The following is a 26,231-nucleotide window of genomic DNA, read 5'->3' as shown; positions in this document are numbered from 1 at the left end:
AACTACTATCTCAATATATGGGAATTGCTAACTGGCCGTCGCGAGCTTGTCGTGCTGCCGGTAGGTGCGATCGCCCCCGGTCTGCGCCATGCCGCGCGAGACGATCTGACGCCGCGCAAAGTGACCGAATTCCTCACTGAGGCGGGTCATGCCGGGCAAGACATTGCGGCGTTCGAAGAACCAATTGACCACCGACGTCCCCAGCACCGCGGCCTGCATCGACTTGCTGTCGATAAGCCCCAGGTGATCGGCATGTGTCTTGCCGAGGATGAGGCGGCTGTAGGACGAAAGATAGGCGCGGGAAAGCCGCATGAACGCGGGCTCGTCCGGCATGGACCGGTGTAGCGCCTGCGTCAGCGAGTATGAGTCCTCGTCGGGCAGGAACTCGGTATCGGCCTCCAGCCAGAACAACCGCCAGGTGTCCTCCTCGCTGGTGGGGACGAGTTCGGGGTGAATTCCCATGAGCTGCCCGACATATCGCCAGAAATGGAAGACCGCCTCGCGCTCAGTGTCCGAGAAACTCATGCCCATGGCCTGGCATCCCGCCAGATTGGCCAGCGAGAAGAGCATCAGCGTCCCCGCCAGCTGGATCTGGTTGATCGGGGTGTCCCAGTTCTCATAATCCCAGTCATCGCGCCGGTTCATGGCGCCGCGCACCAGCGCGTGCATGAGACGGACTCGAGACACTCCCTTGAAACCGGTGGCGAATCGCTCGAGTCCACCGGGAGAGGTGACATCGATGAGCCATTGCGCCGTCTCGTGCAGCCGGCGCGGGGCCGCGGCCTGCAGATTCAGATTGCCGGTACCGACCAGGGGTTTGTCGGCGCGGGACGAGAGATAGCCCCCGGTGAGGGCGAGGCCGGGCAGTGCCAGGCCCAGGCCCACCACTCCGGTGCGCATGCTGACCCGCGCGGCCAGCTCAAGCTTCGCGTCGTCGAGCCAATACGGCCGGGCATCGACCTGTGTGAAGAACGCGACGAGTTCCTCGGGGGGATTGTCGACCGATTCGATGCCGGACTCCAATGCCATCTCGAACATCCGTCGCCCCTGGCCCGCCGGGAAACGCGCGAACATCGCGACCACTGCATCGGCGAGTGGGTCGCCGACGTGTGCGTACTGACGGAAGGTCTCCCGCTGCTCAGCGGTCGCGCGGATGTCCCGTCCGGCCAGGAAGCGCGTGAACACGTTGAACGGGAACTCGCGAAGCTGCGGCGGGTTGGGGAGCTTCTGCCAGCTCGAAGCCATGAATGAGGTCCTTTCCTCGTTGAACGGGCCATCTGGTGACACGTCTCACCATCTGGTGAGAATCATCACCAGAAAATGCCGTGAGGTCAAGGACCAAAGTGCGACAATCGGCGGATGCCATCCCGGACCTATGGCGGTGCCACTTCCGGCGAGCGACGCGCACGACGACGCGCGGCGCTCCTGGACGCCGCGTTGGATCTGGTCGCCGGTGGCGGCGTGAAGGGGCTGACGGTGCGCGGCGTATGTGCCGAGGCCCGGCTCAACGATCGGTATTTCTACGAGAGCTTCCGCAGCACCGATGAGTTGGTGCTCGCGATGCTCGATGAACAGATGCTGGCGGGATCGGCAGCCATCATCGAGGCCATCGCGAAGAGCTCGACGTCGAAGGATCCGGTGGTACGCACCCGTGCGGCCATCGGTAGCGGCTTGCGATTTCTCACCGCCGACCCGCGTCGGGGCAGGCTGCTGGTGGAATCGCAGGCCACCGAGGGGTTGGCGGCCCGCCGCCGCGATCTGGTCAAGACGCTGGCACAGGTGATGGCCGATCAGGGCCGCGTGCTGCTTCCCGCCGACGATGCGCTGGACCCCGATCTGGACCTGGCCACCTTCACGCTGGTGTCCGGCGGACTGGACTTGGTCACCACGTGGTTTCGTGGGGAACTCGATATCACCCACGACCGGTTGGAGGACTTTCTGGTGGCGTTGGTCACTCGCGCCAACATCCGGGAGGACCAACGTGAGGATGCCGAGGAAGGTGCAAAGCCCGGCAACTAGGCTCATGTAAATGCGCCTAGGACGTATTGCCAGCCCAGATGGTGTCGCCTTCGTCAGTATCGAGGGAGATGACGGCACCGAGACCGCCCGGGAGATCGCCGAGCATCCCTTCGGGACGCCCACTTTCACCGGGCGCCAGTGGCCGCTCGCCGACGTCAGGCTGCTGGCGCCGATTCTGGCCAGCAAGGTGGTGGCCATGGGCAAGAACTACGCCGCCCATGCCGCCGAGATGGGTGGTGCCCCACCGGAGTCGCCGGTGATCTTCATCAAGCCCAACACCTCGATCATTGGTCCGGGTCTGCCGATTCAGCTGCCGCCCAGCGCATCCGAGGTCCACCACGAGGGAGAGTTGGCGATCGTGATCGGCCGGCCGTGCAAGGACGTCCCCGCCTCCCGGGCGGCCGAGGTCATTCTGGGGTACACGATCGGCAACGACGTCTCCGCGCGCGATCACCAGCGCGCCGACGGGCAGTGGACACGAGCCAAGGGCCACGACACGTTCTGCCCGCTGGGGCCGTGGATTGTCACTGATCTTGATCCCTCGGATCTGGCCATCCGCACCGAGGTCAATGGCGAAGTCCGGCAGAGCAGCCGAACCTCGTTGCTATTGCACGATGTCGGCACGATCGTGGAGTGGGTGTCGGCAGTGATGACCCTGCTGCCCGGCGACGTGATCCTTACCGGAACACCCGAGGGCGTCGGCCCCGTCGTCGACGGAGATACCGTGAGCGTCACCATCGAAGGTATCGGCACTTTGTCCAATCCTGTTGTGCGGAAGGCTAAGTAACAATGAGTGACACCACTGGATCTGGCAAGGTCCGGGTACGTTTCTGCCCTTCGCCGACCGGTACCCCGCATGTCGGATTGATTCGGACCGCGCTGTTCAACTGGGCCTATGCGCGACACTGCGGAGGCGACTTCGTATTCCGTATCGAGGACACCGATGCGGGCCGCGACAGCGAGGAGAGCTATCTGGCGATCCTGGACGCCCTGCGGTGGCTGGGCCTGGACTGGGACGAGGGGCCCGAGGTCGGTGGGCCGTACGCGCCGTACCGGCAGTCGCAGCGCAAGGAGCTGCACCTCGAGGTGGTGCGCAAGCTGCTGGCGGCGGGGGAGGCCTACGAGTCGTTCTCCACGCCGGAGGAAGTGGAGGCGCGCCATCTGGCCGCGGGACGCAATCCAAAGCTCGGATACGACAATTACGACCGCGACCTCACCGATGAGCAGCGTGCGGCGTTCCACGCGGAAGGTCGCAACCCTGTTGTCCGACTGCGGATGCCTGATCACGACATCACCTGGAACGACCTGGTGCGTGGGGAGACCACGTTCGCCGCGGGTGTGGTGCCCGACTTCGCGCTGACCCGCGGTAACGGAGATCCGTTGTACACGTTGGTGAACCCCGTCGACGACGCGTTGATGAAGATCACCCATGTGCTGCGCGGTGAGGATCTGCTGCCGTCGACACCGCGCCAGATCGCCCTGTATGAGGCCATGATCCGGATCGGAGTCGCCGACTCGATACCGGTGTTCGCGCACCTGCCGTCGGTCCTCGGCGAGGGCACCAAGAAGCTGTCCAAGCGCGATCCGCAGTCCAACCTGTTCCTGCACCGCGACCGCGGGTTCATCCCCGAGGGGCTGCTGAATTACCTTGCCCTGCTGGGATGGTCGATAGCCGACGATCACGACATCTTCAGCCTGTCGGAGATGGTCGCCGCCTTCGACGTCGCCAACGTCAACTCGAATCCGGCGCGGTTCGATCAGAAGAAGGCCGACGCCATCAACGCCGAGCACATCCGGCTGTTGGCCCCGGAGGAGTTCGTGGCGCGGCTGCAGACCTTCTTCGCCGCCCACGGGTACGAGCTCGGACTTGAGGACAGCGCCTTCGCGGTGGCGGCGGATCTGGTGCAGACGCGGGTTGTGGTGCTGGGCGACGCCTGGGGGCTGCTGAAGTTCCTCAACGACGATGTCTATGCCATCGATCCGGGATCGGCCCGCAAGGAACTGGGGGAGGCCTCGCTGCCGGTGCTGGATGCGGCGATCGGTGCGCTGGAGTCCGTCGAGGCCTGGACCACACCTGCGATCGAGGAGGCGCTCAAGGGCGCGCTCATCGAGGGACTCGAACTCAAACCCCGGAAGGCGTTCGGGCCGCTGCGTGTCGCCGTCACCGGTGCGACGGTGAGCCCGCCGCTGTTCGAATCTATGGAACTGCTGGGTTCCGAACGCACCCTGCAGCGGCTGAGAAACGCTCGGACCTGGGAAAATGAGGTAGAGGGTCAAACCGATTCGGGTTAATCGCCCTTGGTTTGGTAGTCTGCTCGTCGGCTCCAAAGTCCGCTGTCAGCGCGCTGACCTGCGGTTCTGCGAGGCCAATGGGGTATGGTGTAATTGGCAACACAGCGGTTTCTGGTACCGCCATTCTAGGTTCGAGTCCTGGTACCCCAGCGCAAATCATTTGCACGACAAGTGATTTGGTGTGATGCATACCGGTGAGCTAGACTGTCAAGTCTGCGCGCCACGCGCGTTGCACGGAAATGTTCTAGCCCCCGTCGTCTAGCGGCCTAGGACGCCGCCCTCTCACGGCGGTAGCGTGGGTTCGAATCCCATCGGGGGTACCAGCTCTTCTTCGAAGCTAGCGCCACCTCTCGGAGCGGTAGTCACCTAACATCCGCAGTGCTTCCTCGGTCAGCTCCGGATGGCGGTTACGCAGGGTCCAGATCACAAATTTGCGTGCTTGATGCGCGCCGGCCTTTGCGACGTCCACCTCGATGTCGAGGGTCTCGGCGCACAATTCACGGATCCGGTCGCCCTGCTCTCCGGACATCTCGCCAGAACTGAGGTGGTGGACCAGCGCATCGCTCAATGGCCGCTTGATCTTCTTATGGCGTAGACCCTCACGGAAGGAGTCGAACGCATCGCGCGCGAGCCGGCCCACCGCCGTGCCTACTGCTGCGGCGCCGTCGACCCGCCCACGGGCATCGCGGGCATGCCGAGCTTGCGGTGATCCCAGGACCGAATGCGGGTAGGGCGCACCCGGACCGCGATGCGCTTGTTGAGCATCGTCTCGACAAATGGCTTCATTTCTTCGGTGTACGGGGCGGTGTACCGCTCGAAGACGCTGACGCCCACCTGGAACAGCTTGTCCGGGTCCTCGACGATTTCTGCCTGGCCCTCGATCGCCACGCCGCGCAGGGTGTCGTAGGTGAGTCCGTCCTCGATGAGGCATGTGATGGTGGGGTTGCGCTTGAGGTTGACCACCTTCTGCGACTTGGCCTTGGTCTCGAACCACAGCTCGCCGTCGATCACCGCGTACCACATTGCCACCAGGTGCGGCTGCCCGTCGGCGCCGATGGTCGCCATGGTGGTGTTGCGTGAGTTGTTGATGAACGCGGTGATCTCTTCGTCAGACATGACGATCTGCGAGCGCTGGTTGGTTCCCATCTTCGGAGCTTAAAGCCGGGCTGTTATCGCCTCTGATGCGGCCACGAGATCGGCGGCCCAGCGAGCGCCCGGCCGCCGGCCCATCCGATCGATGGGGCCGGAAACCGATATCGCCGCAACGACATTGCCGTGCCGGTCGCGAACGGGCGCCGATACACTGGCGACCCCCGCCTCCCGTTCGGCGGCGCTTTGCGCCCAACCGCGCTTGCGTACGTCGGCCAGAGCGCGCTCGGTGAATGTCGCTCCGGGCAGCACCGCGGCCTGGGTGGCGGTGTCGCTGTGGGCAAGCAGAACTTTGGCACCTGATCCGGCGGACATGGGCAGGCGTGATCCGACCGGCACGGTATCGCGAAGCCCCGCTGGTGGTTCGAGTGCCGCCACGCAGATGCGGACGGTGCCTTCGCGGCGGTAGAGCTGCACGCTCTCGCCGGTGATCTCACGCAGTTTCGGCAGCACCTGGGTGCTGGCGCTGAGCAGCGGATCGTTCACATGTGCGGCGAGTTCGGTCAGCCCGGCGCCGAGCTGCCATTGCCCGTCACCGTCACGGGAGAGGAGTCGGTGGACCTCCAGCCCCGCCGCCAGCCGGTGAGCGGTGGCCCGGGGGAGCCCGGTGCGCTCGCACAATTCCGCCAGCCCGCAGGGGGAGTCGCCGATGGCCGTCAGGACCTGCACCGCTTTGTCGAGGACGCCGATACCGCTATGCTGTCTCACGGAACGATACTAGCGTTCCAAATAATGAGACGCAATGAGCACGGAGCCAATGATGACTAGTGTCCAACAGCCCCGGACCCTGGCAGAGAAGGTCTGGGACTCCCACGTAGTGGTACGCGGAACCGGTGAGGGTGAGGCCCGAGAGCCAGACCTCATCTATATCGATCTCCATTTGGTCCACGAGGTGACCAGCCCACAGGCCTTCGACGGCCTGCGGCTCGCCGGGCGCCAGGTGCGCCGGCCGGATCTGACGATCGCGACCGAAGACCACAATGTGCCGACGATCGACATCGACAAGCCGATCGCTGATCCGGTGTCGCGCACTCAGGTGGAAACGCTACGGCGCAACTGCCAAGAATTCGGCATCCGCCTGCACCCGATGGGCGACGCCGAACAGGGCATCGTGCACGTGGTCGGACCGCAGCTGGGCTTGACTCAGCCGGGCACCACAGTCGTGTGCGGCGACAGCCATACCTCTACACATGGGGCATTTGGGGCACTGGCGATGGGCATCGGGACCTCCGAGGTCGAGCATGTGATGGCCACGCAGACCTTGCCACTGAGGCCCTTTCGGACCATGGCCATCAACATCGACGGCCCCCTGCCGACGGGCGTCACCAGCAAGGACGTCATTTTGGCGGTGATCGCCAAGATTGGCACCGGTGGCGGCCAGGGCTATGTCCTGGAGTACCGCGGGCAGGCCGTCGAAGAGATGTCGATGGAGGCCCGAATGACTATGTGCAATATGTCCATTGAGGCGGGTGCGCGGGCGGGCATGGTCGCCCCCGACGAGACGACATATGCGTATCTGAAGGGTCGTCCGCACGCCCCGGAGGGGGAGCTGTGGGATGCCGCTGTGGCCGAATGGGACTCGCTGCGCACCGACGAGGGCGCTCAGTTCGACGCCGAAGTGCACATCGATGCCAGTACTTTGACGCCTTTTGTCACCTGGGGCACCAATCCGGGGCAGGGAGTGCCCCTGAGCGCGGATGTGCCTGATCCGGAGCTGATGGCCGATGAGGAGGAGCGGCTGGCGGCCGAGAAGGCGCTGACCTATATGGATCTCACCCCGGGTACCCCGATGCGTGAGATCCCGGTGGACACCGTGTTCGTGGGGTCCTGCACCAACGGGCGGATCGAGGATCTGCGCGCGGTGGCCGACGTACTGCGGGACCAGAAGGTGGCCGAAGGGGTCACCATGCTCATTGTTCCCGGCTCGATGCGGGTGCGTGCGCAGGCCGAATCCGAGGGACTGGGTGAGATTTTCACGGCCGCGGGCGCTCAATGGCGCCAGGCGGGATGTTCCATGTGTCTGGGGATGAACCCTGACCAGCTGTCTCCCGGGCAGCGGTGCGCGTCGACCTCGAACCGGAATTTCGAGGGCCGCCAGGGCAAGGGCGGCCGTACCCACTTGGTGTCACCGGCCGTCGCCGCGGCCACGGCGGTGCGGGGAAAGCTCTCATCGCCAGCTGATTTGGCAAAATCCGCGCTCTAGACCAGCAGGGAGAGGAAATAGTGGAGGCATTCGACACTCACACCGGAATTGGTGTGCCGCTGCGTCGTTCCAACGTCGATACCGATCAGATCATCCCGGCGGTGTACCTCAAGCGTGTCACCCGAACGGGTTTCGAGGACGGTCTTTTCGCCGGTTGGCGTGCCGATCCCTCGTTCATTCTCAATCAGGAGCCGTTCAACCGGGGCAGCGTGCTTGTCGCCGGGCCCGATTTCGGCACCGGATCGTCCCGCGAGCACGCCGTGTGGGCCTTGATGGACTACGGATTTCGAGTAGTACTGTCGTCCCGTTTCGGAGACATCTTCCGGGGCAACGCCGGTAAGGCCGGTCTGGTCGCCGGATTGGTGGATCAGTCCAACATCGAGCTGCTGTGGAAACTGATCGAGCAGAATCCTGGTTTGGAACTCACTGTGAATCTTGACGATCGGACAGTGACCGCCGGAACGGCGGTGGTGCCGTTTGAGATTGACGACTACACCAGGTGGCGGCTGCTCGAAGGACTGGACGATATAGGCCTTACGCTGCGAAAAGTCGACGAAATCGAAGCTTTCGAGGCCTCTCGGCCGGAGTTCAAACCCCGCACTTTGGAGCCCTCCGAGTAGCTGATTGGGTGCCCTTGGGGGCCAAGGGCATTCCTTTTAGGTCGGCAAAAGGCTTAGAGAATTTTGCCGAAATTACGCGTGGCACTTGGAAATCAGGTGCAGTTGGGTTTACCGTGTTCGAAGTCGGTTCAAAGTGGACCACTGGCTTCGGAGGGTTTTACATGAACAAAGCAGAGCTCATCGACGTTCTGACACAGAAATTGGGCTCGGATCGCCGGCAAGCCACCGCCGCGGTGGAGCACGTCGTCGACACCATCGTTCGCACCGTGCATAAGGGTGAGAGCGTGACCATCACCGGTTTTGGCGTTTTCGAGCAGCGTCGCCGCGCCGCACGTGTCGCCCGCAACCCGCGTACCGGTGAGACCGTCAAGGTGAAGCCGACGTCGGTTCCGACGTTCCGTCCCGGTGCACAGTTCAAGGCGGTTGTCTCTGGCTCGCAGAAGCTTCCGGCCGACGGTCCCGCTGTGAAGCGTGGCTCCACCGCCGCCCCGGCGAAGCGTGCCGCCGCCAAGAAGGCAGCCCCGGCCAAGAAGGCTCCCGCCAAGAAGGCCGCCCCGGTCAAGAAGGCAGTCGCCGTCAAGAAGGCTGCTCCCGCCAAGAAGGCGCCGGTGAAGAAGGCAGTGGTCAAGAAGGCCGCTCCCGCCAAGAAGGCGCCCGTGAAGAAGGCAGTCGCCGTTAAGAAGGCTGCTCCCGTCAAGAAGGCCGTGACCAAGGCTCCTGCCAAGAAGGCTGCGACCAAGGCTCCCGCCAAGAAGGCTCCGGCCAAGAAGGCTCCTGCCAAGAAGGGCCGCAAGTAGTTTCAAGACAACATCGGGTCCCACCTCAGGGTGGGGCCCGATGTTGCTTTTGGGGGCAGTGTTGGCGGCTAGCCGCCGGTAGGCAGCGGGCTGTCCAGATGGTCTGCGGCCAGCAGTTTCTGGCCGTGCATCGACAGCACCCACATGCTGCCCTTGCGGTTACGTGACTTATCGGGGCGGACACCGTCGCGATCTGCCCACCATTGGATGAGGTCTGGGATGACCCGTCCCTGAGTGCATACCACCCGGATGCCATCCGACCCGGCGATTTCGAGAATTCGGCGATGTGCACGCTTTCGATCAGCCCAGTAGGCCTCTTCACTGAGTGCGGGCTCGCTATAGATCACCGTGTTCAGTTCCTCGGCAAGCGGTTCGACGGTCTGTCGACAGCGCAATCGATCGGCAGCGTGAATGGCGCTGGCGCCGAATGCGAGTAATTGACTGGTAAGCGCTTCGGCCTGGGCGCGGCCTTTCTTGTCCAACGGACGCAGCGTGTCATCGCCGGAATAGCGTTCCTTTCGCCCCGCTTTTCCGTGGCGCACAATGATCAATGTCCGAGTGTCAATTTCGTGCTTTGCGAGATTTCGCAGCACTTTCCGATCAACGGCGTAGCTGACCGTCTTGATCGCCCGCGCCACCGACATCCACTGAATCTCATCGACTTCATTGTTGGCTTCAAACTTCCCGTCCAAAGCCTGTGCCGCCCAATATCTGACGCGTTTGGTTCCCTGGGCCACCGGGTAACTCACCGATGGCAATCGTCTGCCGAGCCGGGCGCTGAATCCGGTCTCCTCGGCGATCTCGCGGACGGCGGCGATGGCCGCCGTCTCACCGGGATCGAGCTTGCCCTTCGGTAATGACCAATCGTCGTACCGTGGCCTGTGCACCAGCGCCACTTCGATGGCTCCGGCAGTGTCTTCCTTGTACCGCCAGAGTGCGGCTCCGGCAGCAAGGACCGCAGCACCGGTCCGCGTCGTCGGATCGGGCACGAAAGCTCCTTCGGGGGAGAGTTGTTCAGCCGGAAGAACCTGGGCTAGCTCAGGTATGTGAGCGGTGCCGTTTCATCATTTCGACCTGATGGTCGCGCACCTCCTCGCCGTCCGCAGGCGAGGCCAACCACTGACCATCGGACTGCAGCTCCCAGCAGCGGGTCCGGGAGTCCAACGCGGAGGTGAACATATCGTCGAGCTGTGCGGTGAGCTTCGGATCGGTGACGCGTGCAAGCACCTCGACCCGTCGGTCCAGATTACGATGCATCATGTCGGCGCTGCCGATCCAGAATTCATCGATGGCGTTGAAGTGAATGATGCGCGAATGTTCAAGGAACCGGCCGAGAATGGATCGCACCGTGACGTTGCCGGAGAATTCCGGAACGCCAGGTCGCAACGCGCAGATCCCGCGCACCACCACCTCGACGGGAACACCGGCCTGCGATGCCCGGTACAGCGCATCGATGACCTGCTCGTCCACCAACGCGTTCATTTTCATTCGGATGCGGGCATCCTGCCCGGCCCGATGAGCTGCGATCTCCTGGTCGATGCGGTCGATGATCCCCGCGCGAATTCCGTGCGGTGCCACTAACAGGTTGCGGTAGGACACCTTCCGTGAATACCCGGTGAGCGAGTTGAACAGGTCGGTGAGGTCCGCGCCGATCTCCGGGGCGCTGGTCAGCAGGCCGACGTCCTCATAGAGCCGGGCGGTTTTCGGGTTGTAGTTTCCGGTACCGATATGGCAGTACCGACGGATGGCGGACCCCTCGCGGCGCACCACCAGTGCGGTCTTGCAATGCGTCTTCAGGCCGATCAAGCCGTAGACCACGTGCACGCCGGCATCTTCCAGGGCCCGGGCCCACTTGATATTGGCCTGCTCGTCGAAGCGCGCCTTGATCTCGACGAGGGCGACCACCTGCTTACCGGCCTCGGCGGCGTCGATGAGCGAATTGACGATGGGCGAGTCGCCGGAGGTGCGGTACAGCGTCTGCTTGATGGCCAGCACCTGAGGGTCGGCCGCGGCCTGCTCGATAAACCGTTGCACGCTGGTGGAAAACGAGTCGTAGGGATGATGAACAAGCACATCACCGTCGCGCAGGGTGGAGAAGATGCTCTTCGGAGTCTCGCCCTGACCGAACGCGGGGTGGGTTGCCGGGACGAACGTGGGGTCCTTGAGTGCGGGACGGTCCACGCCATAGACCTGCCACAAGCAGGACAAGTCGAGCAAGCCCGGTACCTGCACCACATCGCCGGGATTCACATCCAGCTCACGCAAGAGCAGCTCGAGCATGTGCTCGGTCATATCGTCGGCGACCTCGAGCCGAACCGGTGAGCCGAACCGGCGACGAGCCAATTCACGTTCCAGTGCCTGCAGAAGATCTTCGTCCCGATCTTCCTCGACCTCGAAATCCGCGTTCCGTGTGATGCGGAATGCATGGTGCTCCACGACTTCCAGACCCGGGAACAGCGCCGACAGATGCGCGGCGATGAGTTCTTCCATGGGAAGGAAGCGGGCGGTGTGGGCCGCCTGCGCGGCCTCGGCGCCCTCCGGACTGCGCAGCCTGACGAATCGATCGACGTTGTCAGGCACCTTGATTCGGGCGAAGTGCTGGCCACCTGTCTCGGGAACCTGGACGGTGATCGCGAGATTCAGGCTCAGGCCCGATATATAAGGGAACGGATGCGCCGGGTCGACGGCCAAGGGGGTCAGCACCGGAAAGACCTGGTCGGTGAAATAAGACGAGAGGTAACTGCGCTCGTTCTCCGACAGGTCCGCCCAGGTGACGACGAAAATGCCGTTCTCGGCGAGTTCGGGCCGTACCGACTCGCTGAACACGCGGGCGTGCTGGACCGAGATCTCCTGCGTGCGCTCACCAATCAGTTTCAACTGCTCACGCGGCGACAGGCCGTCGGCCGAACGCACCGAGAGGCCCGTCTCGTCGCGGCGTTTCAGGCCGGCCACGCGGACCATGTAGAACTCGTCCAGATTGGAGGCGAAGATCGCCAGGAACTTGGCGCGCTCCAGGATCGGCAGTGATTCGTCGGCGGCCAGAGCGAGCACGCGCGCGTTGAAATCCAGCCACGAGAGCTCCCGGTTGAGGTACCGGTCTTCGGGCAGCTCCTCACCCGACGCGATCGTGGTTGCGGCCGGAGGAACGCTGGGTGTGGTCACCCTTGTGATCATAGAGTTATCGGCCCGACTCAGAGCGGCAGCGCTGCTCCCAGTTCACGGGCCGCGCTCAGATCTTCCGGGGTGTCCACATCACAGCGCAAACCGGGCCAATCGCCGGTGAGCTCGGCGGCCCCCGAATCCCGGTGTCGCCGTGCCGAATCGATTCCGAACAGCGGATTCAGCTCGCCGTCGGTGCTGAACAGCGCAGCCGTGCCGGTGCCGTGCCGGTCGGCGACGAAGCTGCGCGCATGGCTGCGGGCAGCCTGCATCGCGGCCGCGAATTCCTGGGCCGTCACCGCGGGAAGGTCGGCCTGCAACACAACAAGATTCGGCGATGCCGCCCGCAGCTGGGTAGCGGCGCTGCGCAACGCGTTGTTCAGCGGGTCAGGGTGGCCCTCAGGGGTGTCATCGAAGATGAACCGGGCCCCGGCCTCGCCGGCCGCCGCCTTGGCCGCGGGATCAGGGCTGATCACCGCCACGGTTCGGGCGGCGGAGAAGGCCACCGAGATGGCGTGCGTCAGCATGCCCAGCACCAGCCGTTCCCGCTCGGGTGCGGGCAGGGAAGGCGCCAGGCGGCTCTTCGCGGTCGCCAAGTTCTTGACCGCGATGATCACGCCGAAGTCTGTGCCAGCCTGTCTGCCCACGTACTCCATGGTGCCAGCCCCGGCTAGGGTGTCTGCCATGGCCACGGCTGCGGTGATGGGTGCTGGTTCCTGGGGGACCGCGTTGGGCAAGGTGCTTGCCGACGCCGGACACGATGTGCGGTTGTGGGCACGCCGATCCGAACTAGCCGATGAGATCAATGCGACGCACCGGAACTCGGTGTACCTCAGCGATGTGGATCTGCCCGCGTCGATAGTCGCCACGGGAGTGGCCGAAGAGGCCCTGCAGGGCGCCGACCTTGTGCTGTTGGCGGTGCCGTCGCAGTCTCTGCGTGCCAACCTGACCCCCTGGGCCGACCTCATCGAACCCGGGTCCTCGGTGGTGAGCCTGGCCAAGGGCATCGAGGTCGGCACGCTCATGCGGATGAGTCAGGTCGTCACTCAGGTGCTGGGCACCGATCCCAGTCGGGTTGCGGTGCTGACCGGCCCGAATCTGGCCAGTGAGATCGCGGCGGGCCAGCCCGCGGCCACCGTCATCGGGTGCACCGACTCGACCAGGGCCGTCGCCCTGCAGCGCGCCTTCTCCACGCGTTACTTCCGCCCGTACACCAACGCAGACGTGGTCGGCTGCGAGGTGGGGGGCGCGTGCAAGAACGTGATCGCCCTGAGCTGTGGCATGGCCGCCGGAGTCGGGTTGGGGGAGAACACGATAGCCACCATCATCACGCGCGGGCTGGCCGAGATCACCCGGCTGGGGCTGGCGCTGGGCGCCAGCCACACCACGCTTGCGGGTCTGGCGGGGGTCGGCGACCTGGTGGCCACCTGCACCTCGACGCACTCGCGAAACCGGACCTTCGGCATGCGGCTGGGCAGCGGTGAGACGCTGCAGGAGGCACGTAACGCCGCCGGCGGTAGGGTCGCGGAGGGAGTCACCTCCTGTGAGTCCATCCTGGCGTTGGCATCGAGCTATGACGTCGAGATGCCGCTCACCGAAGCTGTTCATGGCGTCTGTCATCGCGGACTGAGCGTCACCGATGCCGTCGCGCAGTTGTTAGGGCGCAGTACCAAACCGGAGTAAGCACATGCCAGAGCCAGGGATATCGACCCGGGCCGTTGTGGCCGCCACCGCCGAACCTGTTGCCGGGCAGCCTTTTCTCGCGGGGCCGGTATTCGCCTCTGCCTACCATCTGCCGGTGCCCGAGGACGACTCTCTGGACACATACGGGCGCGCATCCAATCCCAGTTGGAGACAATGGGAATCGGGTCTGGCGGCGCTGGAGCGCGCCGATAGCGCGCTGGTGTTCGGCTCGGGTATGGGTGCGATCGCCTCGACGTTACGTGCGCTGGTCCGCCCCGGACAGACGCTGGTGGTTCCGGAGGACGGTTACTATCAGACGCGGCGCTATGCCACGGAAAACCTTGCAGCGCTGGGTATTAATGTGATCGCTGCCAAGTCGGACGAGATCGTGGCCGCCGCCGCGCAGGCCGATGTGGTGGTGGCGGAGACTCCCTCCAATCCGCGCCTGGATGTGGTGGACCTGACTCTGCTGGCCCGTGAGACGCACGCCCGCGGTGGCGTGCTGGTGGTGGACAACACCACGGCCACCCCGATGGGTCAGCTGCCGCTGGAGTTGGGCGCCGACCTGGTGGTCGCGAGCGCGACGAAGGCGCTTTCCGGTCACAGTGACCTGATCGCCGGGTACGTCGCGGGGTCGCGCGAGGATCTGCTGTCGGCCGTCTTACAGGAACGATCGCGCGCCGGGGCGATCCTCGGTCCGTTCGAGGCCTGGCTGGGTGCGCGCAGCCTCGCCACCGCCGGGCTGCGATTCGAACGTCAGTGCCAGAACGCGCTCGCACTCGCGACGATGCTGGGTGAGCACCCCAGTGTGGTGTCGGTGCGATACCCCGGGCTTGCCGGCGATCCCTCCCATCCCGTGGCGTCCGCCCAGATGAGCAGGTTCGGTTCCCTCGTATCGATCGAACTGGCCAGTGCCGACGCCGTGCATGCGCTGGTGCGTGCCAGCGAGCTACTGGCCGCTTCGACGAGTTTTGGTGGCGTGCACACCTCGGTGGATCGCCGGGCGCGCTGGGGTGACGCGGTTCCGGAAGGATTCGCACGGATCTCCCTGGGTATCGAGGACACCGACGATCTGCTGGCCGACATTGAGACCGCGCTCGCAGCCGGTACGGTCTGACACTGTGAACGACTCCCGGATCAAGGTCGCGCTCGTGTTCGGCGGACGTAGTAGTGAGCACGCGATTTCCTGCGTGTCCGCCGGCAGCGTTCTGCGCAACCTCGACCAGGATGCGTACGAGGTGGTGGCGGTAGGTGTCACCCCAGAGGGTGGCTGGGTGCTGACCGATGGCGACCCGGCGCAGCTGGCGATCAGCGACCGCACGCTGCCGCAGGTCACCGACGCCTCCGGTACCGAGCTGTTGCTCGCCACCGATCCGCGTCGCGCGGGCCAATTGGTCAACGTTGATTCGAGCGCCGCAGGACAGGTGCTGGCCTCCGTGGACGTGGTGTTCCCGGTGCTGCACGGGCCCTACGGCGAGGACGGCACCATTCAGGGCCTGCTGGAGCTGGCAGGAGTGCCCTATGTGGGCGCGGGCGTGCTGGCGAGCGCGGCCGGTATGGACAAGGAATTCACCAAGAAACTGCTGGCCGCTGAGGGGCTGCCCGTCGGCAAGTACGTCGTGATCCGTCCGCGTGATGCCACGCTGACCGCGGAGCAGCGCGAGGATCTGGGACTGCCGGTGTTCGTCAAGCCTGCCCGGGCGGGCTCGTCATTCGGTGTCTCGCGCGTCACCGCGTGGGAGGAACTGCCTGCCGCGATTGCCCATGCGCGCCAGTTCGACCCCAAGGTGATCGTCGAGGCCGCCATCGTCGGACGCGAACTCGAGTGCGGAGTGCTGGAGTTCCCCGACGGTGATATCCGTGGCAGCGTGCTCGGTGAGATTCGGGTCGAGGGTGTACGTGGTCGCGAAGACGGGTTCTACGACTTCGAGACCAAGTACCTCGATGACACCGCCGAATTGGACGTGCCCGCCAAGGTTGACGACGAGGTGAGCGATCAGATCCGCGAGCTCGCGGTGGCGGCGTTCCGGGCGATCGATTGTCAGGGTCTGGCCCGGGTGGACTTCTTCCTCACCGAGGACGGCCCGCTGATCAACGAGATCAACACCATGCCCGGATTCACCACGATTTCGATGTACCCCCGGATGTGGGCGGCCACCGGTGTCGACTATCCGGCGCTGCTGGATGCGATGGTGCGCACCGCGCTGGCGCGGGGTACTGGCCTGCGCTGATTCAGCGGGGTAGTGGCAGCGGATCGGGTTTGACGGCCGGCAGCGCCTTGCCGATGGCGTCGGACATCTCGACCAACGGCTCCGTGCCCGAACCGTCGGGCATGGTCACGGCGATGTAGACGCCGCGATCCACGGCAAACCAGGTGGTGATTCCCACCGCGGCATCGGTGACCCGAAACCATTGCACCCCGTTGATCTGCTCGACCGAGGTGCCGACGGTGAACTCGGCCGGTCGGTCCACACCGCAGCGTGCGACCACAGAATCCTGGCCCCGGCGCCACGCAGCCGCCGCGGGTGGTTTGGGTTCGACGATCTGCGCCCGCTTCCAGTCGCCCGCCATGCTGTCCGGATATGCCTTGGTCATATCCACGCAGAGTGGCGAATTAGCCTGAGGCGCGGGGATATTGGTGATAGCCATGGGTTTCTTATCGTCCTGGAACTGTGCGAATTTCAGGACACCGAAGAGAACAGCCAACGCTGCGACCGCGCCGAAAATGGCGATACCGATGAGGAGCTTGCGGGGCGGGCCGTCTTCGGATTGCACGGGCCTACACTAACCGAGTGCCAAATCTGGGCGATACCGGCGAGTTCGGCGTGATCAGCCGGCTCACAGCGGGTCGTGTGCCCGGTGCCGACGTCCAGCTCGGCCCGGGCGATGATGCCGCTGTGGTCCGCGCGCCGGACAGCAGAGTTCTGGTGTCGACGGATATGTTGGTGCAGGACAGACATTTTCGCCTCGACTGGTCATCGCCGTCGGATATCGGCCGAAAAGCAGTGGCGCAGAACGCTGCAGATATCGAGGCCATGGGGGGACGGGTCACGGCCTTTGTGGTCGCGGTGGGTGCGCCTGCCGAAACCGACGTCGCGTTCCTCGACCAGCTCAACGAGGGAATCTGGGCCGAAGCGGCGCGGGTGCAGGCATCGGTCGCGGGCGGAGATCTGGTGGCTTCGCGCGAGCTGGTGATCTCGGTGACCGCGCTCGGCGACCTGCAGGGGCGTGCCCCGGTGACCCGCGGCGGGGCCACCGTGGGAGACACGGTTGCCCTCTGCGGTGCGCTGGGTACCTCGGCGGCAGGACTCCGCCTGTGGCAGGACGGTATTGACGAGTTCCCGCAGCTCCGCGCGGTCCACCTGGTGCCGTCACCACCGTATGGGCAGGGTGCGGTGGCCGCACGGGCCGGAGCGACGGCCATGACGGATGTCTCAGACGGTCTGGTGGCCGATCTGGGACATATCGCGGAGTCCAGCGCGGTCCGCATCGACCTGAGCTCGTCGAACATGGAGCCGTATCTGGTGCCGCTGGCGGGCGCCGCGGGGCTGCTCGGTGCCGACCCGTGGGAGTGGATCTTCACCGGCGGCGAGGAGCATGCCCTGGTCGCGACCTTTCCCGATGAGGTCCCCGCGGGCTGGATACCTATCGGTCAGGTGACGGCGGGGCAAACGGGTGTGACGGTTGACGGCGCGCCCTGGACTCGGGCGACCGGGTGGGATTCTTTTCGGCTAAGTTGACTCTCCGTGACCGCCCGACCTCTCACCGAGCTGGTTGACCCCGGCTGGGCCGATGCACTGGGACCCGTTGCCGATCAGGTGACCAAGATGGGGGAGTTCCTGCGCGACGAGAACTCCTCGGGCCGCGGATACCTCCCCGCCGGGGCAAACGTGCTGCGCGCGTTCACCTATCCGTTGGCCGATGTCCGGGTACTCATCGTCGGACAGGACCCCTACCCGACGCCCGGGCATGCGATGGGTCTGAGTTTCTCGGTGGCCGCCGACGTGCGACCGGTGCCGCGCAGCCTGGCCAACATCTTCGATGAGTACCAGAGCGATCTCGGTCTGCCCAAGCCCGCCAACGGCGACCTGACGCCATGGTCACAGCAGGGGGTGATGCTGCTGAACAGGGTGCTGACGGTGCAGCCGAGCACCCCGGCCTCCCATCGCGGCAAGGGCTGGGAGACGGTGACCGAATGTGCGATCAGGGCGCTGGTCGCGCGGAACACGCCGTTGGTCGCCATTCTGTGGGGGCGTGACGCGGCGACACTCAAGCCGATGCTGGGCGCGAGTGTGCCCACCATCGAATCGGTGCATCCCTCACCGCTGTCCGCCTCGCGCGGATTCTTCGGCTCCAAACCGTTCAGCCGGGCCAACGAGCTGCTCGCCGGATTGGGTGCCCAACCGATCGATTGGCGGCTGCCGTAATGCGTTGGTCTACAGGTGCATTGACCGCCGTGGGTGGCCTGACAGCGGCCCTGGCGACCGGCGGGACCGCGCTGCGTACTCCGGCCGTGGTCGACCGGCTCAATGCCTGGGCGGTGCGCCACCTCACCGACGAGCAACGGGCGGACCCGTACTCGGCGATCCTGCCGACACCGATCGACGGTGACGACTTCTACAGCGACCCGGGCGATCTGAGCCTGCTGGCACCCGGCGAGGTCATTCGCGCCGATAGGGTCTCGCCCCGGCTTCCGTTGCGCAAGGCCACCATGCAGCGGATCATGGTGCGCTCCACCGATACCGCGGGTAATGCCGTCCCCGTGACTGCGGCATTGATCGAGCCGGACCGCCCGTGGCATGGTCCCGGTTCACGTCCGGTGGTGGTACGCAACCAGGCGATCAACTCCCTGGGGCTCAAGTTCACGCCGTCGTATCGTTTGGCGCACCTTTGGTATCGGGACAATCCGCCGATGTTCCCTTTCCTGTCCGCGCAGAACTACGCCGTGCTGTTTCCGGATCATGAAGGCCCCCGGATGTCGTATGCGGCCGGGAAGATGGCGGGGCACGCGGTACTGGACTCGGTACGCGGAATGCTCTCGGAACGGCCCGATCTCGCCGATTCGCCGATCGTGATGCACGGATACAGCGGTGGGGCCATCGCCACGGTGTGGGCCGCACAGCTGCAGCCGTCCTATGCACCCGAGCTGCGCATCGCGGCCGCGGCGGCGGGAGGGACCCCCACCGATTACGCGCTGTTGCACGGCAGCATGAATCGAGGCGTCGGCGCGGGGCTCTTCGCCGCCGCCACCATTGGCCAGGCTCGTGAATTCCCGGAATTGGCGACCATTTTCGGGGATTTCGCGCTCTACTGTGCGATCCGGGCCAAGAATTTGCCGCAGCCACCGCTGGCCGCTGCGGGTCTGCTGCGATTCGACCTGGACCTGCTCTCGGCGATCGAGGCACCGTTCGAATCGGAGCTGGGGCAACACGTTATCCGCGCCAACCGGCCCGGTGACCTGACCCCGACGATGCCGGTGCTGCTGTATCACGGCTCGCGCAGTAAGGCGGTCGGCGATCTGTTCATCCCCGAAGCGGGAGCTCTGGCGTTGCGCGATACCTGGCGCGCCAACGGTGCCGACGTGGACTACTGGGCTCTGCCCGGTGAGCACATCACCGCGGACATGCTCGCGATCCCGTGGGTTGTGAACTGGATTCGTAAGAAACTGCAGGGCTGAGAACGCGGCTCGCCGAGTACATACCTGGTGTATGCGATCGGAGCGAAACCCATGCGCCTGGTATGCGCTCGGGGTGATGGGCTCGCTAGGTCAGGGCCAGACGGGCTTGCGCTTGCCCACGAAGGCGTTGACACCCTCGATACCCGTCGGACTGACCGAGGCCTCGGCGATGCTGGCCTGCTCCAGGTCCAGCTGTGCGTCCAGGGTGTTGTTCGCGCTCAGGCGCAGAAGACGACGGATGCGGTTCTGTGCCTCGCGCGGACCGGCTGCCAGCTTCTCGGCGGCGGCCACGGCAGTGTTCTGCACCTCGTCGTCGGCGACGACGCGGCTCAGCAGCCCGATGGACAGCGCCTCGGGCGCCTCGACAACGCGATCGGTCAGCAGAATGTCGGCGGCGCGGGCCTTGCCGACGACGCGGGGCAGCGCCCAGGACATGCCACCGTCAGAGGAGTATCCGATGCCCGGGTACGCGGCTCGCAGTTTGGTCGACTCGCCACCGATGGCGATATCGGCCAGTAGCACCAGGCTCAGCCCGCCACCGGCAGCCCACCCGTGCACGGAGGCCACCACCGGACGATCGGCGGCGTCTACCGCGCGCACGAAGGCATGCAGCCGGCCGGCGAGATCGTTGAGCTTGGCCGCCCGGTCTTCGGCACCGGCGAAATCGCGCACGTTACCGCCGGCACAGAAATTAGGTCCGCTACTGGTCAGCAGGATGGCGCCGACCTCGGCGGGCAGATTCTGCAAGACCGGAACCGCAGCGTCTACTCCCGCGAAGTCCAGCGAGGTACCAGCCGCCGCAGTGGCGATGGTGATGTGCAGAACGCCGTTGTGAACGGCGACGTAATCAGACGACACGGCAGGTTCCGGACGCGATCAGGCGCCGCGGACGACCTTGCCGGCCTTGATGCAGGAGGTGCAGGCGTTGACGCGCTGCTTGTTGCCACCGGGAGAGGTGACGGCGTGAACCGTCTGGATGTTCGGGTTCCAGCGACGGTTGGTACGCCGGTGCGAGTGCGAAACCGACTTGCCGAAGCCGGGTCCCTTGCCGCACACGTCGCAGACGGCAGCCATAGTGAAACTCCTCAAACTCGCGATTCCGGCCAACGACCTGTTCAGTCAGGGTGGCCCACAACCCTGCAAGAATAGCTTGACCGGCCCGTGAACACCAAAATGGCCGTAGATGAGCTCTTCGGGGGAAGACCGTCAGACACTGTCAGCATCGGTAGATAGGCTTTCTCACATGCAGCTCTCGGTATTGGACAGCGCTGCGCTGCTCAATTGGGCGCGCGCCTCCGTCGAGGGGTTGATCACCCGCAGTGACGAGATCAACCGGCTGAATGTGTTTCCGGTCGCCGATGCGGACACCGGCACGAACATGCTGTTCACCATGCGTTCGGCGGTGAACGCCGCCGAGGCGCTGGGGGATGGCGCCACGGTCGCACAGGTTGCCGCGGCGCTGGCCCGGGGCGCAGTCCACGGCGCCCGCGGCAACTCGGGGGTCATCCTGTCGCAGATTGTGCGGGGGATCGCCGATGCCGCCGCCGATCAGGACGCCATCGGCGCCGAGGTGGTGCGCCGGGCGCTGCGGCAGGCCTCGCAGTTCGTGATCGCCTCGATGAGCACTCCCGTCGAGGGCACCATCGTCTCGGTCCTGGCCGCCGCCGCCGAGGCCGCGGACCGCGTCGCCGATGGCACGCCTACTGATGATCTCGCCGGCCTTGTCAGCACCGCCGCCGACGCCGCGGTGGCGGCCCTGGAGAAGACGCCCAAGCAGCTCGACATCCTCGCCGATAACGGTGTAGTCGATGCCGGCGCTCGCGGCCTTGTCGTCATTCTCGACGCCCTGGTGTCAGTGGTGGCCGGAGAACTGCCCACTCGCCGCGAGTACAGCCCATCACCACCGAAGAACGCGGCTTCACAGGTGTGGGTGGCCGGGCCCGGCCGTGGCTCGGGCGGACTGAACCTGGACCCTCCACGGGAACTGCCGCCCGAGTTCGAGGTGATGTACCTGCTATCCGGCTGTGATGAGCTGCAGATCGCAGACCTGCGAACGCAGCTCGACGGGATGGGCGATTCCATCGCCATCGCCGGAGACGGCGACATGGGGTATTCGGTACACGCACACGTCAACGACGCGGGGGCCGCCATCGAGGCCGGGATGAAATTCGGCACTCCGCAATCCATCCAGATCTCATCGCTGCGCGGTGATGTGGGCGGGGGACACCACGATGGACGGCACCGGCACCGCCGGGTACTGGCGCTGGCCGAGGGCGACGGCGCGGCCACACTCTTCTCCAGCGAGGGTGCGCAGGTCCTGCGCGTCGACGAACCTCCGGCGAGTGCCAAACGTCTCCTCGACGCGGTAGTCGACAGCGGCGCGCATCAGATCATGGTGCTGCCCAACGGATTGATGGCCGCCGAGGAATTGGTGGCGGTCTGTGCCGCGGCCCGTGGATGGGGGATCACGGTCATCCCGTTGCCCTCGGCGTCCATGGCGCAGGGGTTGGCGGCGCTGGCGGTGCACGATCCTGAGCGGATGGCCGTCGACGACAGCTACACCATGGCGCGTGCGGCCGGGGCCACCCGATTCGGGCTGGTGCGGGTGGCCACCGAGCGTGCTCTCACCTGGTCGGGAACCTGCGAGCCGGGAGATGCGATGGGCATCATCGGCGATGAGGTGCTGGTTCTGAACCATGAAGTTGCCAATGCCACAAAGGCTTTGGTGAGCATCATGTTGTCCTCTGGTGGAGAGCTGGTGACGATCCTGCTGTCGGACCAGGTGGATGAATCTCTTGCCGAGGCGCTGATCGAGCACACCCGATCGCACCATGGCGGTGTCGAGGTGATGATCTACCGCACCGGGCAACACACCGATGTCGTTCACATCGGCGTGGAGTGACAGGGTATAGATGGCGCAACTTTCCGATCGTCTCGATCATGTATTGGGACACAAGGCATCCGATGTTCTTGAGGCCGAATTCGGCCTACTGACAGTCGAGGATCTACTCCATCACTACCCGCGCCGGTACAGCACCGACTTCAGCCTGCGCGACGAGCAGGACGGAGAGCGGGCCAAACCCGGTGAGCACACCACGTTGGTGGGGTTCATCACCTCGGCAGAGCTGAAGAGCATGCGCAACCGCAAGGGGCAGTTTCTCGCGGTCATGCTGGGGAGCGCCCCACATGCCGTGCAGGCCACCTTTTTTCATCCGCACAAGGTGAAACGTGATCTTGAGGTGGGCAACCGGGTGATGCTTTCCGGAGCGGTGGGGGAGTTCCGGGGTAAACCCCAGCTGACTCATCCCGACTACCTGGTGCTGGAAACCGCGCTCGGCGAGAGCACCACCACGACGCGGGGGAGTACGGCGCTACGCGGTATCGCCGGAAGCGCGCGGGACGCGTCCACTGCCATTTCGGCATTCCAGCGCAACGTGTTTCCCATCTATCCCGCGACGAAGAATCTGGAAAGCTGGGACATCTACCGCTGTATCGACCAGGTGCTGGCGCAGCTTGATCCGGTGCCCGAGGCGCTCCCGGACGCTGTTCTGGCAGAGCACAACCTGATGTCCCTCGATGAAGCCCTGCGCAAGATCCACATGTCGGAGGACGCCGCCGAACAGAAGCAGGCACGCAGGCGCCTGGCATTCGATGAGGCGCTGGGTCTGCAGCTGGCGCTGGCCATCCGGCGCGGCAGTGATGTCGGGTCGGCGGGTCCGCCGATGCCGCCCGCCGACGGCAAGCTGCGTGATGACCTACTGAGCCAATTGCCTTTCGAGCTCACCGAGGGTCAACAGCAGGTTGTCGCCGAGATCGGTGCCGATCTCGCCGGGGTCAAGCCGATGAACCGGCTGCTGCAGGGTGAGGTGGGCTCGGGTAAGACGGTCGTCGCGCTGCTCGCGATGATGCAGGCGATCGATGCCGGGTACCAGTGCGCGCTCTTGGCGCCCACCGAGGTGCTCGCGGTTCAGCACGCCCGATCGCTGCGTGCGATGCTCGGATCGTTGGCCACTGCAGGCGAGTTGGGGGCTCCCGACGACGCGACCAGCATCGCGCTGTTGACCGGCTCGATGTCACCGGCGCTCAAGAAGCAGATCAAGGCCGACGTGGCGACCGGACTGGCCGGCATCGTCATCGGAACCCACGCGTTGTTGCAGGACTCGGTGGATTTCCACAATCTGGGTCTGGTGGTCGTCGACGAGCAGCACCGGTTTGGTGTTGAGCAGCGGGATCGATTGCGGGCCAAGGCTCCCGAGGGCATTGTGCCGCACCTGCTGGTGATGACCGCCACCCCGATTCCGCGCACGGTGGCGCTTACCGTGTTCGGCGATCTAGAGACTTCGACACTGCGGGAGCTGCCGCGCGGGCGCCAGCCCATCACCACCACCGCGGTGTTCACCCGCGAGAAGCCGGGCTGGCTGGCGCGCGGCTGGGAACGGATCGCCGAGGAAGTGGCTGCCGGGCGGCAGGCCTACGTGGTGGCCTCCCGGATCGATGCCGATGACAAGGACAGTGGTCCCGACGAGGCCGAGGAGAAACGCCCACCGCCCGTCCCCGTCACGGAGTTGTACGAGACCATTCGTGGCTCGCTGCTTCCGGGGCTGCGCATCGGGCTGCTGCACGGCCGGCTCCCGTCGGAGCAGAAGGACGCCGTCATGACGGCATTCAACGCGGGTGAGATCGATGTTCTGGTCTGTACCACCGTGATCGAGGTCGGTGTGGACGTCCCCAATGCCACCGTGATGCTGATCATGGATGCGGACCGGTTCGGTATCAGCCAGCTGCACCAGTTGCGCGGTCGTGTGGGCCGCGGCGGCAACAAGGGCCTGTGCCTGTTGGTAAGCCCTTGCAGCCCAGCAGGTTCGGCAGGACGGCGGCTACGTGCGGTACAGGACACTCTCGATGGATTCACCCTGGCCGAACTCGACCTGGAGGAGCGCCGCGAGGGCGATGTGCTGGGGCGTGACCAGTCTGGCCGCGCGGTGAATCTGCGATTGCTGTCACTGATGGATCATCGCGACATGATCGAGACCGCCCGGGATATGGCCGTGCGGGCGTGCGCCGAGGATCCCGAATTGACGAGCCAACCCGCGCTGGCGGGCATGGCCCGGCGCTTCCTGATCGCCGACCAGATCGAGTACCTGGACAAGTCGTGAGGAATCGCACCATTCTCGTCGTCGCCATCGCGGCGGCGATCGCAGTGGTGGTGGCGTATCAGGTATCGGCGCGGTATCGGCTGCAGCGTGCCAATGCTGTTGCCGGGCAATCGAATATTCCGACACTCGCTCCGGGCGTCGATCCACTGGCCGGGGTGATAGTGGTGCCCAAGAGGGTGCGCGGCAAGGACTATCAGCGTGTTGAGTTCGGCGATGCGTGGTCCGATGACACCGATGCCCCGGGCGGTCACAACGGCTGCGACACGCGCAACGACATCCTGAATCGCGATCTGGCGGACAAGAGCTTCGTGTACACCACCAGATGCCCCAATGCAGTCGGTGCCGGAATGCTGCACGATCCCTACACGGGAGCAATGGTGGGTTTCGCCCGTGGCCCGAAGAGCGGAGAAGCCGTCCAGATCGATCACATTGTTCCCTTGGCGTACGCATGGGACATGGGTGCACGTGAGTGGCAACCCTCCATGCGTTGGCGTTTTGCCAATGACCCCGCCAATCTCATCGCCGTGCAGGGCCAGGCGAACAAGGACAAGGGAGATCAGCCGCCCGCGAACTGGATGCCGCCAAACAAAGCATTCTGGTGCCAGTACTCCATGCAATTCGCGGAAGTAGTTCGTGGATACCATCTTTCGCTCGATGAGCGTTCGGCCAAGGCCATCCGTGAGGCAGCGCAGACCTGTCCACACGGATTACCCGGTCTTTAACTCTGCGGCAGATCTCTAGCCCGTCGGCTAGCGGCGTATTCACGGCTGTAGAGGGATTCTTTGTCATACAACCCAAGCCTGCGACCCACGTTAGGAAGGGTCCGTACCAGCCATGCCATGAAACGTGTTGACGCATCAGCAAACGGCAGCATCTGCAGGAGTGGTGCGGATACGTCTTGGTCGGTGTCGATGCGGGCTATCCGCCAACGATTCCCTTCCTTGCGAAGTAGATAGCGGTCGACTCCGCACCCACGAATAGGTTTACGTGGCCAGGGGATTGCGCTGTGCCAAAATGTTCGTGTTGCGCCACTGTATGGGAATGCAGCCCGCACTTGGCCGTCGAGGAAGTCGTAGTACGGCAGGTGCGTGTCCGTTCCATCCCAAGGGTAAAAGCCAAGTTCACGGGCAAACAGGTATCCAAACCTCGCGAGATCTACCGTCTCTTCGCGCCCGTGGTATTCGAGTTGACCGGTACTGGAAATGGTCCACACCAGGTCGTGCGTCCAGCATTCCTCAAGGGCTTCGGGCGAGTCCTCATTCCAGGCTGCGAACCACGCGCCCCAGAAGTCCGTAATCCCCTCCAGCGGAAAGCCTGCGGCAACATACATGTTCTCCTGATCCCTGCATCGTCGCAGGAACGGCTCGATGAGTGCTTCGGATTCGGCGACTGGTGGATAGACACGGCCTGCAGGGGCTTTGGTTCCCCAGCCGGGGTGGTATGCGTCAACTTTTCGTGCCTCGGTGTTCGTCATGC

At 64.9% G+C, this 26,231-nt stretch carries 25 protein-coding genes, 2 tRNA genes and 1 pseudogene; 17 read left to right on the top strand and 11 right to left on the bottom strand.

The features are described from left to right. Positions 1-27: 27 nt before the first annotated feature. Complete coding sequence (locus RHO23_RS12070; RefSeq protein ID WP_264923317.1) at positions 28-1,245, bottom strand: oxygenase MpaB family protein; 1,218 nt, start codon at positions 1,243-1,245, stop codon at positions 28-30. 114 nt (positions 1,246-1,359) lie between these two features. Between RHO23_RS12070 and RHO23_RS12065 the strand changes: the two genes are divergently transcribed. The 5 genes from RHO23_RS12065 to RHO23_RS12045 all read left to right on the top strand — a co-directional run bounded on the left by RHO23_RS12065 (position 1,360) and on the right by RHO23_RS12045 (position 4,634). Next, positions 1,360-2,019, top strand: coding sequence for a TetR/AcrR family transcriptional regulator (locus RHO23_RS12065; RefSeq protein WP_030094103.1), 660 nt, complete (start codon positions 1,360-1,362; stop codon positions 2,017-2,019). 10 nt (positions 2,020-2,029) lie between these two features. Beyond that, a complete protein-coding gene (locus tag RHO23_RS12060) occupies positions 2,030-2,806 on the top strand; it encodes a fumarylacetoacetate hydrolase family protein (RefSeq protein ID WP_423489127.1) in 777 nt (258 codons plus the stop codon). Positions 2,807-2,808: 2 nt separating this feature from the next. Then, complete coding sequence (gene gltX, locus RHO23_RS12055) at positions 2,809-4,311, top strand: glutamate--tRNA ligase (RefSeq protein ID WP_423489126.1); 1,503 nt, start codon at positions 2,809-2,811, stop codon at positions 4,309-4,311. Between the two features lie 78 nt (positions 4,312-4,389). Continuing rightward, positions 4,390-4,461, top strand: a tRNA-Gln gene (locus tag RHO23_RS12050). A 97-nt stretch (positions 4,462-4,558) separates the two neighbouring features. Continuing rightward, a tRNA-Glu gene (locus tag RHO23_RS12045) sits at positions 4,559-4,634 on the top strand. A 14-nt stretch (positions 4,635-4,648) separates the two neighbouring features. Here the strand turns inward: RHO23_RS12045 and RHO23_RS12040 are convergent. The 3 genes from RHO23_RS12040 to RHO23_RS12030 are packed head-to-tail and all read right to left on the bottom strand — an operon-like array spanning position 4,649 to position 6,168. After that, the gene (locus RHO23_RS12040) at positions 4,649-4,951 is read right to left on the bottom strand and encodes a hypothetical protein (protein ID WP_423489125.1); all 303 of its coding nucleotides are present in this window, start codon (positions 4,949-4,951) and stop codon (positions 4,649-4,651) included. An 8-nt stretch (positions 4,952-4,959) separates the two neighbouring features. After that, on the bottom strand, positions 4,960-5,457 hold the full coding sequence (locus RHO23_RS12035; protein ID WP_030094099.1) for a pyridoxamine 5'-phosphate oxidase family protein: 498 nt from the start codon (positions 5,455-5,457) through the stop codon (positions 4,960-4,962). Between the two features lie 9 nt (positions 5,458-5,466). Continuing rightward, complete coding sequence (locus RHO23_RS12030; RefSeq protein ID WP_030094098.1) at positions 5,467-6,168, bottom strand: IclR family transcriptional regulator; 702 nt, start codon at positions 6,166-6,168, stop codon at positions 5,467-5,469. A gap of 49 nt (positions 6,169-6,217) precedes the next feature. Between RHO23_RS12030 and leuC the strand changes: the two genes are divergently transcribed. The 3 genes from leuC to RHO23_RS12015 all read left to right on the top strand — a co-directional run bounded on the left by leuC (position 6,218) and on the right by RHO23_RS12015 (position 9,080). Further along, positions 6,218-7,663 (top strand): 3-isopropylmalate dehydratase large subunit, encoded by a 1,446-nt coding sequence (leuC, locus tag RHO23_RS12025; RefSeq protein ID WP_030094097.1) that lies wholly within the window; start codon positions 6,218-6,220, stop codon positions 7,661-7,663. Positions 7,664-7,683: 20 nt separating this feature from the next. After that, positions 7,684-8,283: a 3-isopropylmalate dehydratase small subunit gene (gene leuD, locus RHO23_RS12020; protein ID WP_046254246.1), complete on the top strand. Its 600-nt coding sequence runs from the start codon at positions 7,684-7,686 to the stop codon at positions 8,281-8,283. A gap of 161 nt (positions 8,284-8,444) precedes the next feature. Continuing rightward, on the top strand, positions 8,445-9,080 hold the full coding sequence (locus tag RHO23_RS12015; RefSeq protein ID WP_057967672.1) for an HU family DNA-binding protein: 636 nt from the start codon (positions 8,445-8,447) through the stop codon (positions 9,078-9,080). Positions 9,081-9,148: 68 nt separating this feature from the next. On the opposite strand, the gene RHO23_RS12010 is transcribed toward RHO23_RS12015, so the two are convergent. From RHO23_RS12010 to cofC, 3 genes are read right to left on the bottom strand one after another with little or no spacing between them, the layout of a single operon-like run. Next, positions 9,149-10,069 carry an NUDIX hydrolase gene (locus tag RHO23_RS12010; RefSeq protein WP_030094094.1) on the bottom strand — a complete coding sequence of 307 codons (921 nt, stop codon included), beginning with the start codon at positions 10,067-10,069 and terminating at the stop codon, positions 9,149-9,151. A 49-nt stretch (positions 10,070-10,118) separates the two neighbouring features. Then, positions 10,119-12,275 carry an RNA degradosome polyphosphate kinase gene (locus RHO23_RS12005; RefSeq protein ID WP_256364554.1) on the bottom strand — a complete coding sequence of 719 codons (2,157 nt, stop codon included), beginning with the start codon at positions 12,273-12,275 and terminating at the stop codon, positions 10,119-10,121. Further along, on the bottom strand, positions 12,272-12,895 hold the full coding sequence (gene cofC / locus RHO23_RS12000) for a 2-phospho-L-lactate guanylyltransferase (RefSeq protein ID WP_423489221.1): 624 nt from the start codon (positions 12,893-12,895) through the stop codon (positions 12,272-12,274). Before cofC ends, RHO23_RS12005 begins: the two co-directional genes overlap by 4 nt. 46 nt (positions 12,896-12,941) lie before the next feature. Between cofC and RHO23_RS11995 the strand changes: the two genes are divergently transcribed. The 3 genes from RHO23_RS11995 to RHO23_RS11985 are packed head-to-tail and all read left to right on the top strand — an operon-like array spanning position 12,942 to position 16,153. Continuing rightward, complete coding sequence (locus RHO23_RS11995; RefSeq protein WP_030094091.1) at positions 12,942-13,922, top strand: NAD(P)H-dependent glycerol-3-phosphate dehydrogenase; 981 nt, start codon at positions 12,942-12,944, stop codon at positions 13,920-13,922. A gap of 37 nt (positions 13,923-13,959) precedes the next feature. Beyond that, complete coding sequence (locus tag RHO23_RS11990) at positions 13,960-15,039, top strand: cystathionine gamma-lyase (RefSeq protein ID WP_232783308.1); 1,080 nt, start codon at positions 13,960-13,962, stop codon at positions 15,037-15,039. A 4-nt stretch (positions 15,040-15,043) separates the two neighbouring features. Next, on the top strand, positions 15,044-16,153 hold the full coding sequence (locus RHO23_RS11985) for a D-alanine--D-alanine ligase family protein (protein WP_057963696.1): 1,110 nt from the start codon (positions 15,044-15,046) through the stop codon (positions 16,151-16,153). A 1-nt stretch (position 16,154) separates the two neighbouring features. On the opposite strand, the gene RHO23_RS11980 is transcribed toward RHO23_RS11985, so the two are convergent. Continuing rightward, positions 16,155-16,697 (bottom strand): DUF3515 domain-containing protein, encoded by a 543-nt coding sequence (locus tag RHO23_RS11980; protein WP_064409214.1) that lies wholly within the window; start codon positions 16,695-16,697, stop codon positions 16,155-16,157. 17 nt (positions 16,698-16,714) lie between these two features. On the opposite strand from RHO23_RS11980, the gene RHO23_RS11975 reads away from it, so the two are divergent. Genes RHO23_RS11975 through RHO23_RS11965 form a run of 3 tightly spaced genes read left to right on the top strand, consistent with a single transcriptional unit; the run spans position 16,715 to position 19,599 of the window. Then, positions 16,715-17,662: a thiamine-phosphate kinase gene (locus tag RHO23_RS11975; RefSeq protein ID WP_423489124.1), complete on the top strand. Its 948-nt coding sequence runs from the start codon at positions 16,715-16,717 to the stop codon at positions 17,660-17,662. Positions 17,663-17,668: 6 nt separating this feature from the next. After that, complete coding sequence (locus RHO23_RS11970; RefSeq protein WP_030094086.1) at positions 17,669-18,349, top strand: uracil-DNA glycosylase; 681 nt, start codon at positions 17,669-17,671, stop codon at positions 18,347-18,349. Beyond that, positions 18,349-19,599 carry a lipase family protein gene (locus RHO23_RS11965; protein ID WP_423489123.1) on the top strand — a complete coding sequence of 417 codons (1,251 nt, stop codon included), beginning with the start codon at positions 18,349-18,351 and terminating at the stop codon, positions 19,597-19,599. The genes RHO23_RS11970 and RHO23_RS11965 overlap by 1 nt, the downstream gene beginning before the upstream one ends. A 90-nt stretch (positions 19,600-19,689) precedes the next feature. Here the strand turns inward: RHO23_RS11965 and RHO23_RS11960 are convergent, their stop codons facing one another. Then, positions 19,690-20,457 (bottom strand): enoyl-CoA hydratase/isomerase family protein, encoded by a 768-nt coding sequence (locus tag RHO23_RS11960; protein WP_057967666.1) that lies wholly within the window; start codon positions 20,455-20,457, stop codon positions 19,690-19,692. A gap of 18 nt (positions 20,458-20,475) precedes the next feature. Next, positions 20,476-20,673 (bottom strand): 50S ribosomal protein L28, encoded by a 198-nt coding sequence (gene rpmB, locus RHO23_RS11955; protein ID WP_005056915.1) that lies wholly within the window; start codon positions 20,671-20,673, stop codon positions 20,476-20,478. A 169-nt stretch (positions 20,674-20,842) separates the two neighbouring features. Between rpmB and RHO23_RS11950 the strand changes: the two genes are divergently transcribed. The 3 genes from RHO23_RS11950 to RHO23_RS11940 are packed head-to-tail and all read left to right on the top strand — an operon-like array spanning position 20,843 to position 25,477. After that, positions 20,843-22,501 carry a DAK2 domain-containing protein gene (locus RHO23_RS11950; protein WP_057967665.1) on the top strand — a complete coding sequence of 553 codons (1,659 nt, stop codon included), beginning with the start codon at positions 20,843-20,845 and terminating at the stop codon, positions 22,499-22,501. 10 nt (positions 22,502-22,511) lie between these two features. Then, positions 22,512-24,755, top strand: a complete 2,244-nt coding sequence (gene recG / locus RHO23_RS11945) for an ATP-dependent DNA helicase RecG (protein WP_423489122.1) — start codon at positions 22,512-22,514, stop codon at positions 24,753-24,755. Then, a complete protein-coding gene (locus RHO23_RS11940; protein ID WP_423489121.1) occupies positions 24,752-25,477 on the top strand; it encodes an HNH endonuclease family protein in 726 nt (241 codons plus the stop codon). The genes recG and RHO23_RS11940 overlap by 4 nt, the downstream gene beginning before the upstream one ends. On the opposite strand, the pseudogene RHO23_RS11935 reads toward RHO23_RS11940, so the two are convergent. Then, positions 25,434-26,229: pseudogene (locus RHO23_RS11935) on the bottom strand (hypothetical protein); the annotation flags it as partial. The gene RHO23_RS11940 and the pseudogene RHO23_RS11935 overlap by 44 nt on opposite strands. Positions 26,230-26,231: the final 2 nt, after the last annotated feature.

This window comes from Mycobacteroides sp. PCS013 (genome assembly GCF_049532645.1).
GTDB lineage: Bacteria > Actinomycetota > Actinomycetes > Mycobacteriales > Mycobacteriaceae > Mycobacterium > Mycobacterium gwanakae.
The sequence above is the reverse complement of the archived record's forward strand: the minus strand, read 5'-3'. Positions and strand labels throughout refer to the sequence as shown.

Coding starts and splice junctions, on each gene's coding strand:
- RHO23_RS12070 (WP_264923317.1), bottom strand. CDS start 1,245: ATGGCTTCGAGCTGGCAGAAGCTCCCCAACCCGCCGCAGCTTCGCGAG.
- RHO23_RS12065 (WP_030094103.1), top strand. CDS start 1,360: ATGCCATCCCGGACCTATGGCGGTGCCACTTCCGGCGAGCGACGCGCA.
- RHO23_RS12060 (WP_423489127.1), top strand. CDS start 2,030: ATGCGCCTAGGACGTATTGCCAGCCCAGATGGTGTCGCCTTCGTCAGT.
- gltX (WP_423489126.1), top strand. CDS start 2,809: ATGAGTGACACCACTGGATCTGGCAAGGTCCGGGTACGTTTCTGCCCT.
- RHO23_RS12035 (WP_030094099.1), bottom strand. CDS start 5,457: ATGGGAACCAACCAGCGCTCGCAGATCGTCATGTCTGACGAAGAGATC.
- leuC (WP_030094097.1), top strand. CDS start 6,218: ATGATGACTAGTGTCCAACAGCCCCGGACCCTGGCAGAGAAGGTCTGG.
- RHO23_RS12015 (WP_057967672.1), top strand. CDS start 8,445: ATGAACAAAGCAGAGCTCATCGACGTTCTGACACAGAAATTGGGCTCG.
- cofC (WP_423489221.1), bottom strand. CDS start 12,895: ATGGAGTACGTGGGCAGACAGGCTGGCACAGACTTCGGCGTGATCATC.
- RHO23_RS11995 (WP_030094091.1), top strand. CDS start 12,942: ATGGGTGCTGGTTCCTGGGGGACCGCGTTGGGCAAGGTGCTTGCCGAC.
- RHO23_RS11965 (WP_423489123.1), top strand. CDS start 18,349: ATGCGTTGGTCTACAGGTGCATTGACCGCCGTGGGTGGCCTGACAGCG.
- rpmB (WP_005056915.1), bottom strand. CDS start 20,673: ATGGCTGCCGTCTGCGACGTGTGCGGCAAGGGACCCGGCTTCGGCAAG.
- RHO23_RS11950 (WP_057967665.1), top strand. CDS start 20,843: ATGCAGCTCTCGGTATTGGACAGCGCTGCGCTGCTCAATTGGGCGCGC.
- recG (WP_423489122.1), top strand. CDS start 22,512: ATGGCGCAACTTTCCGATCGTCTCGATCATGTATTGGGACACAAGGCA.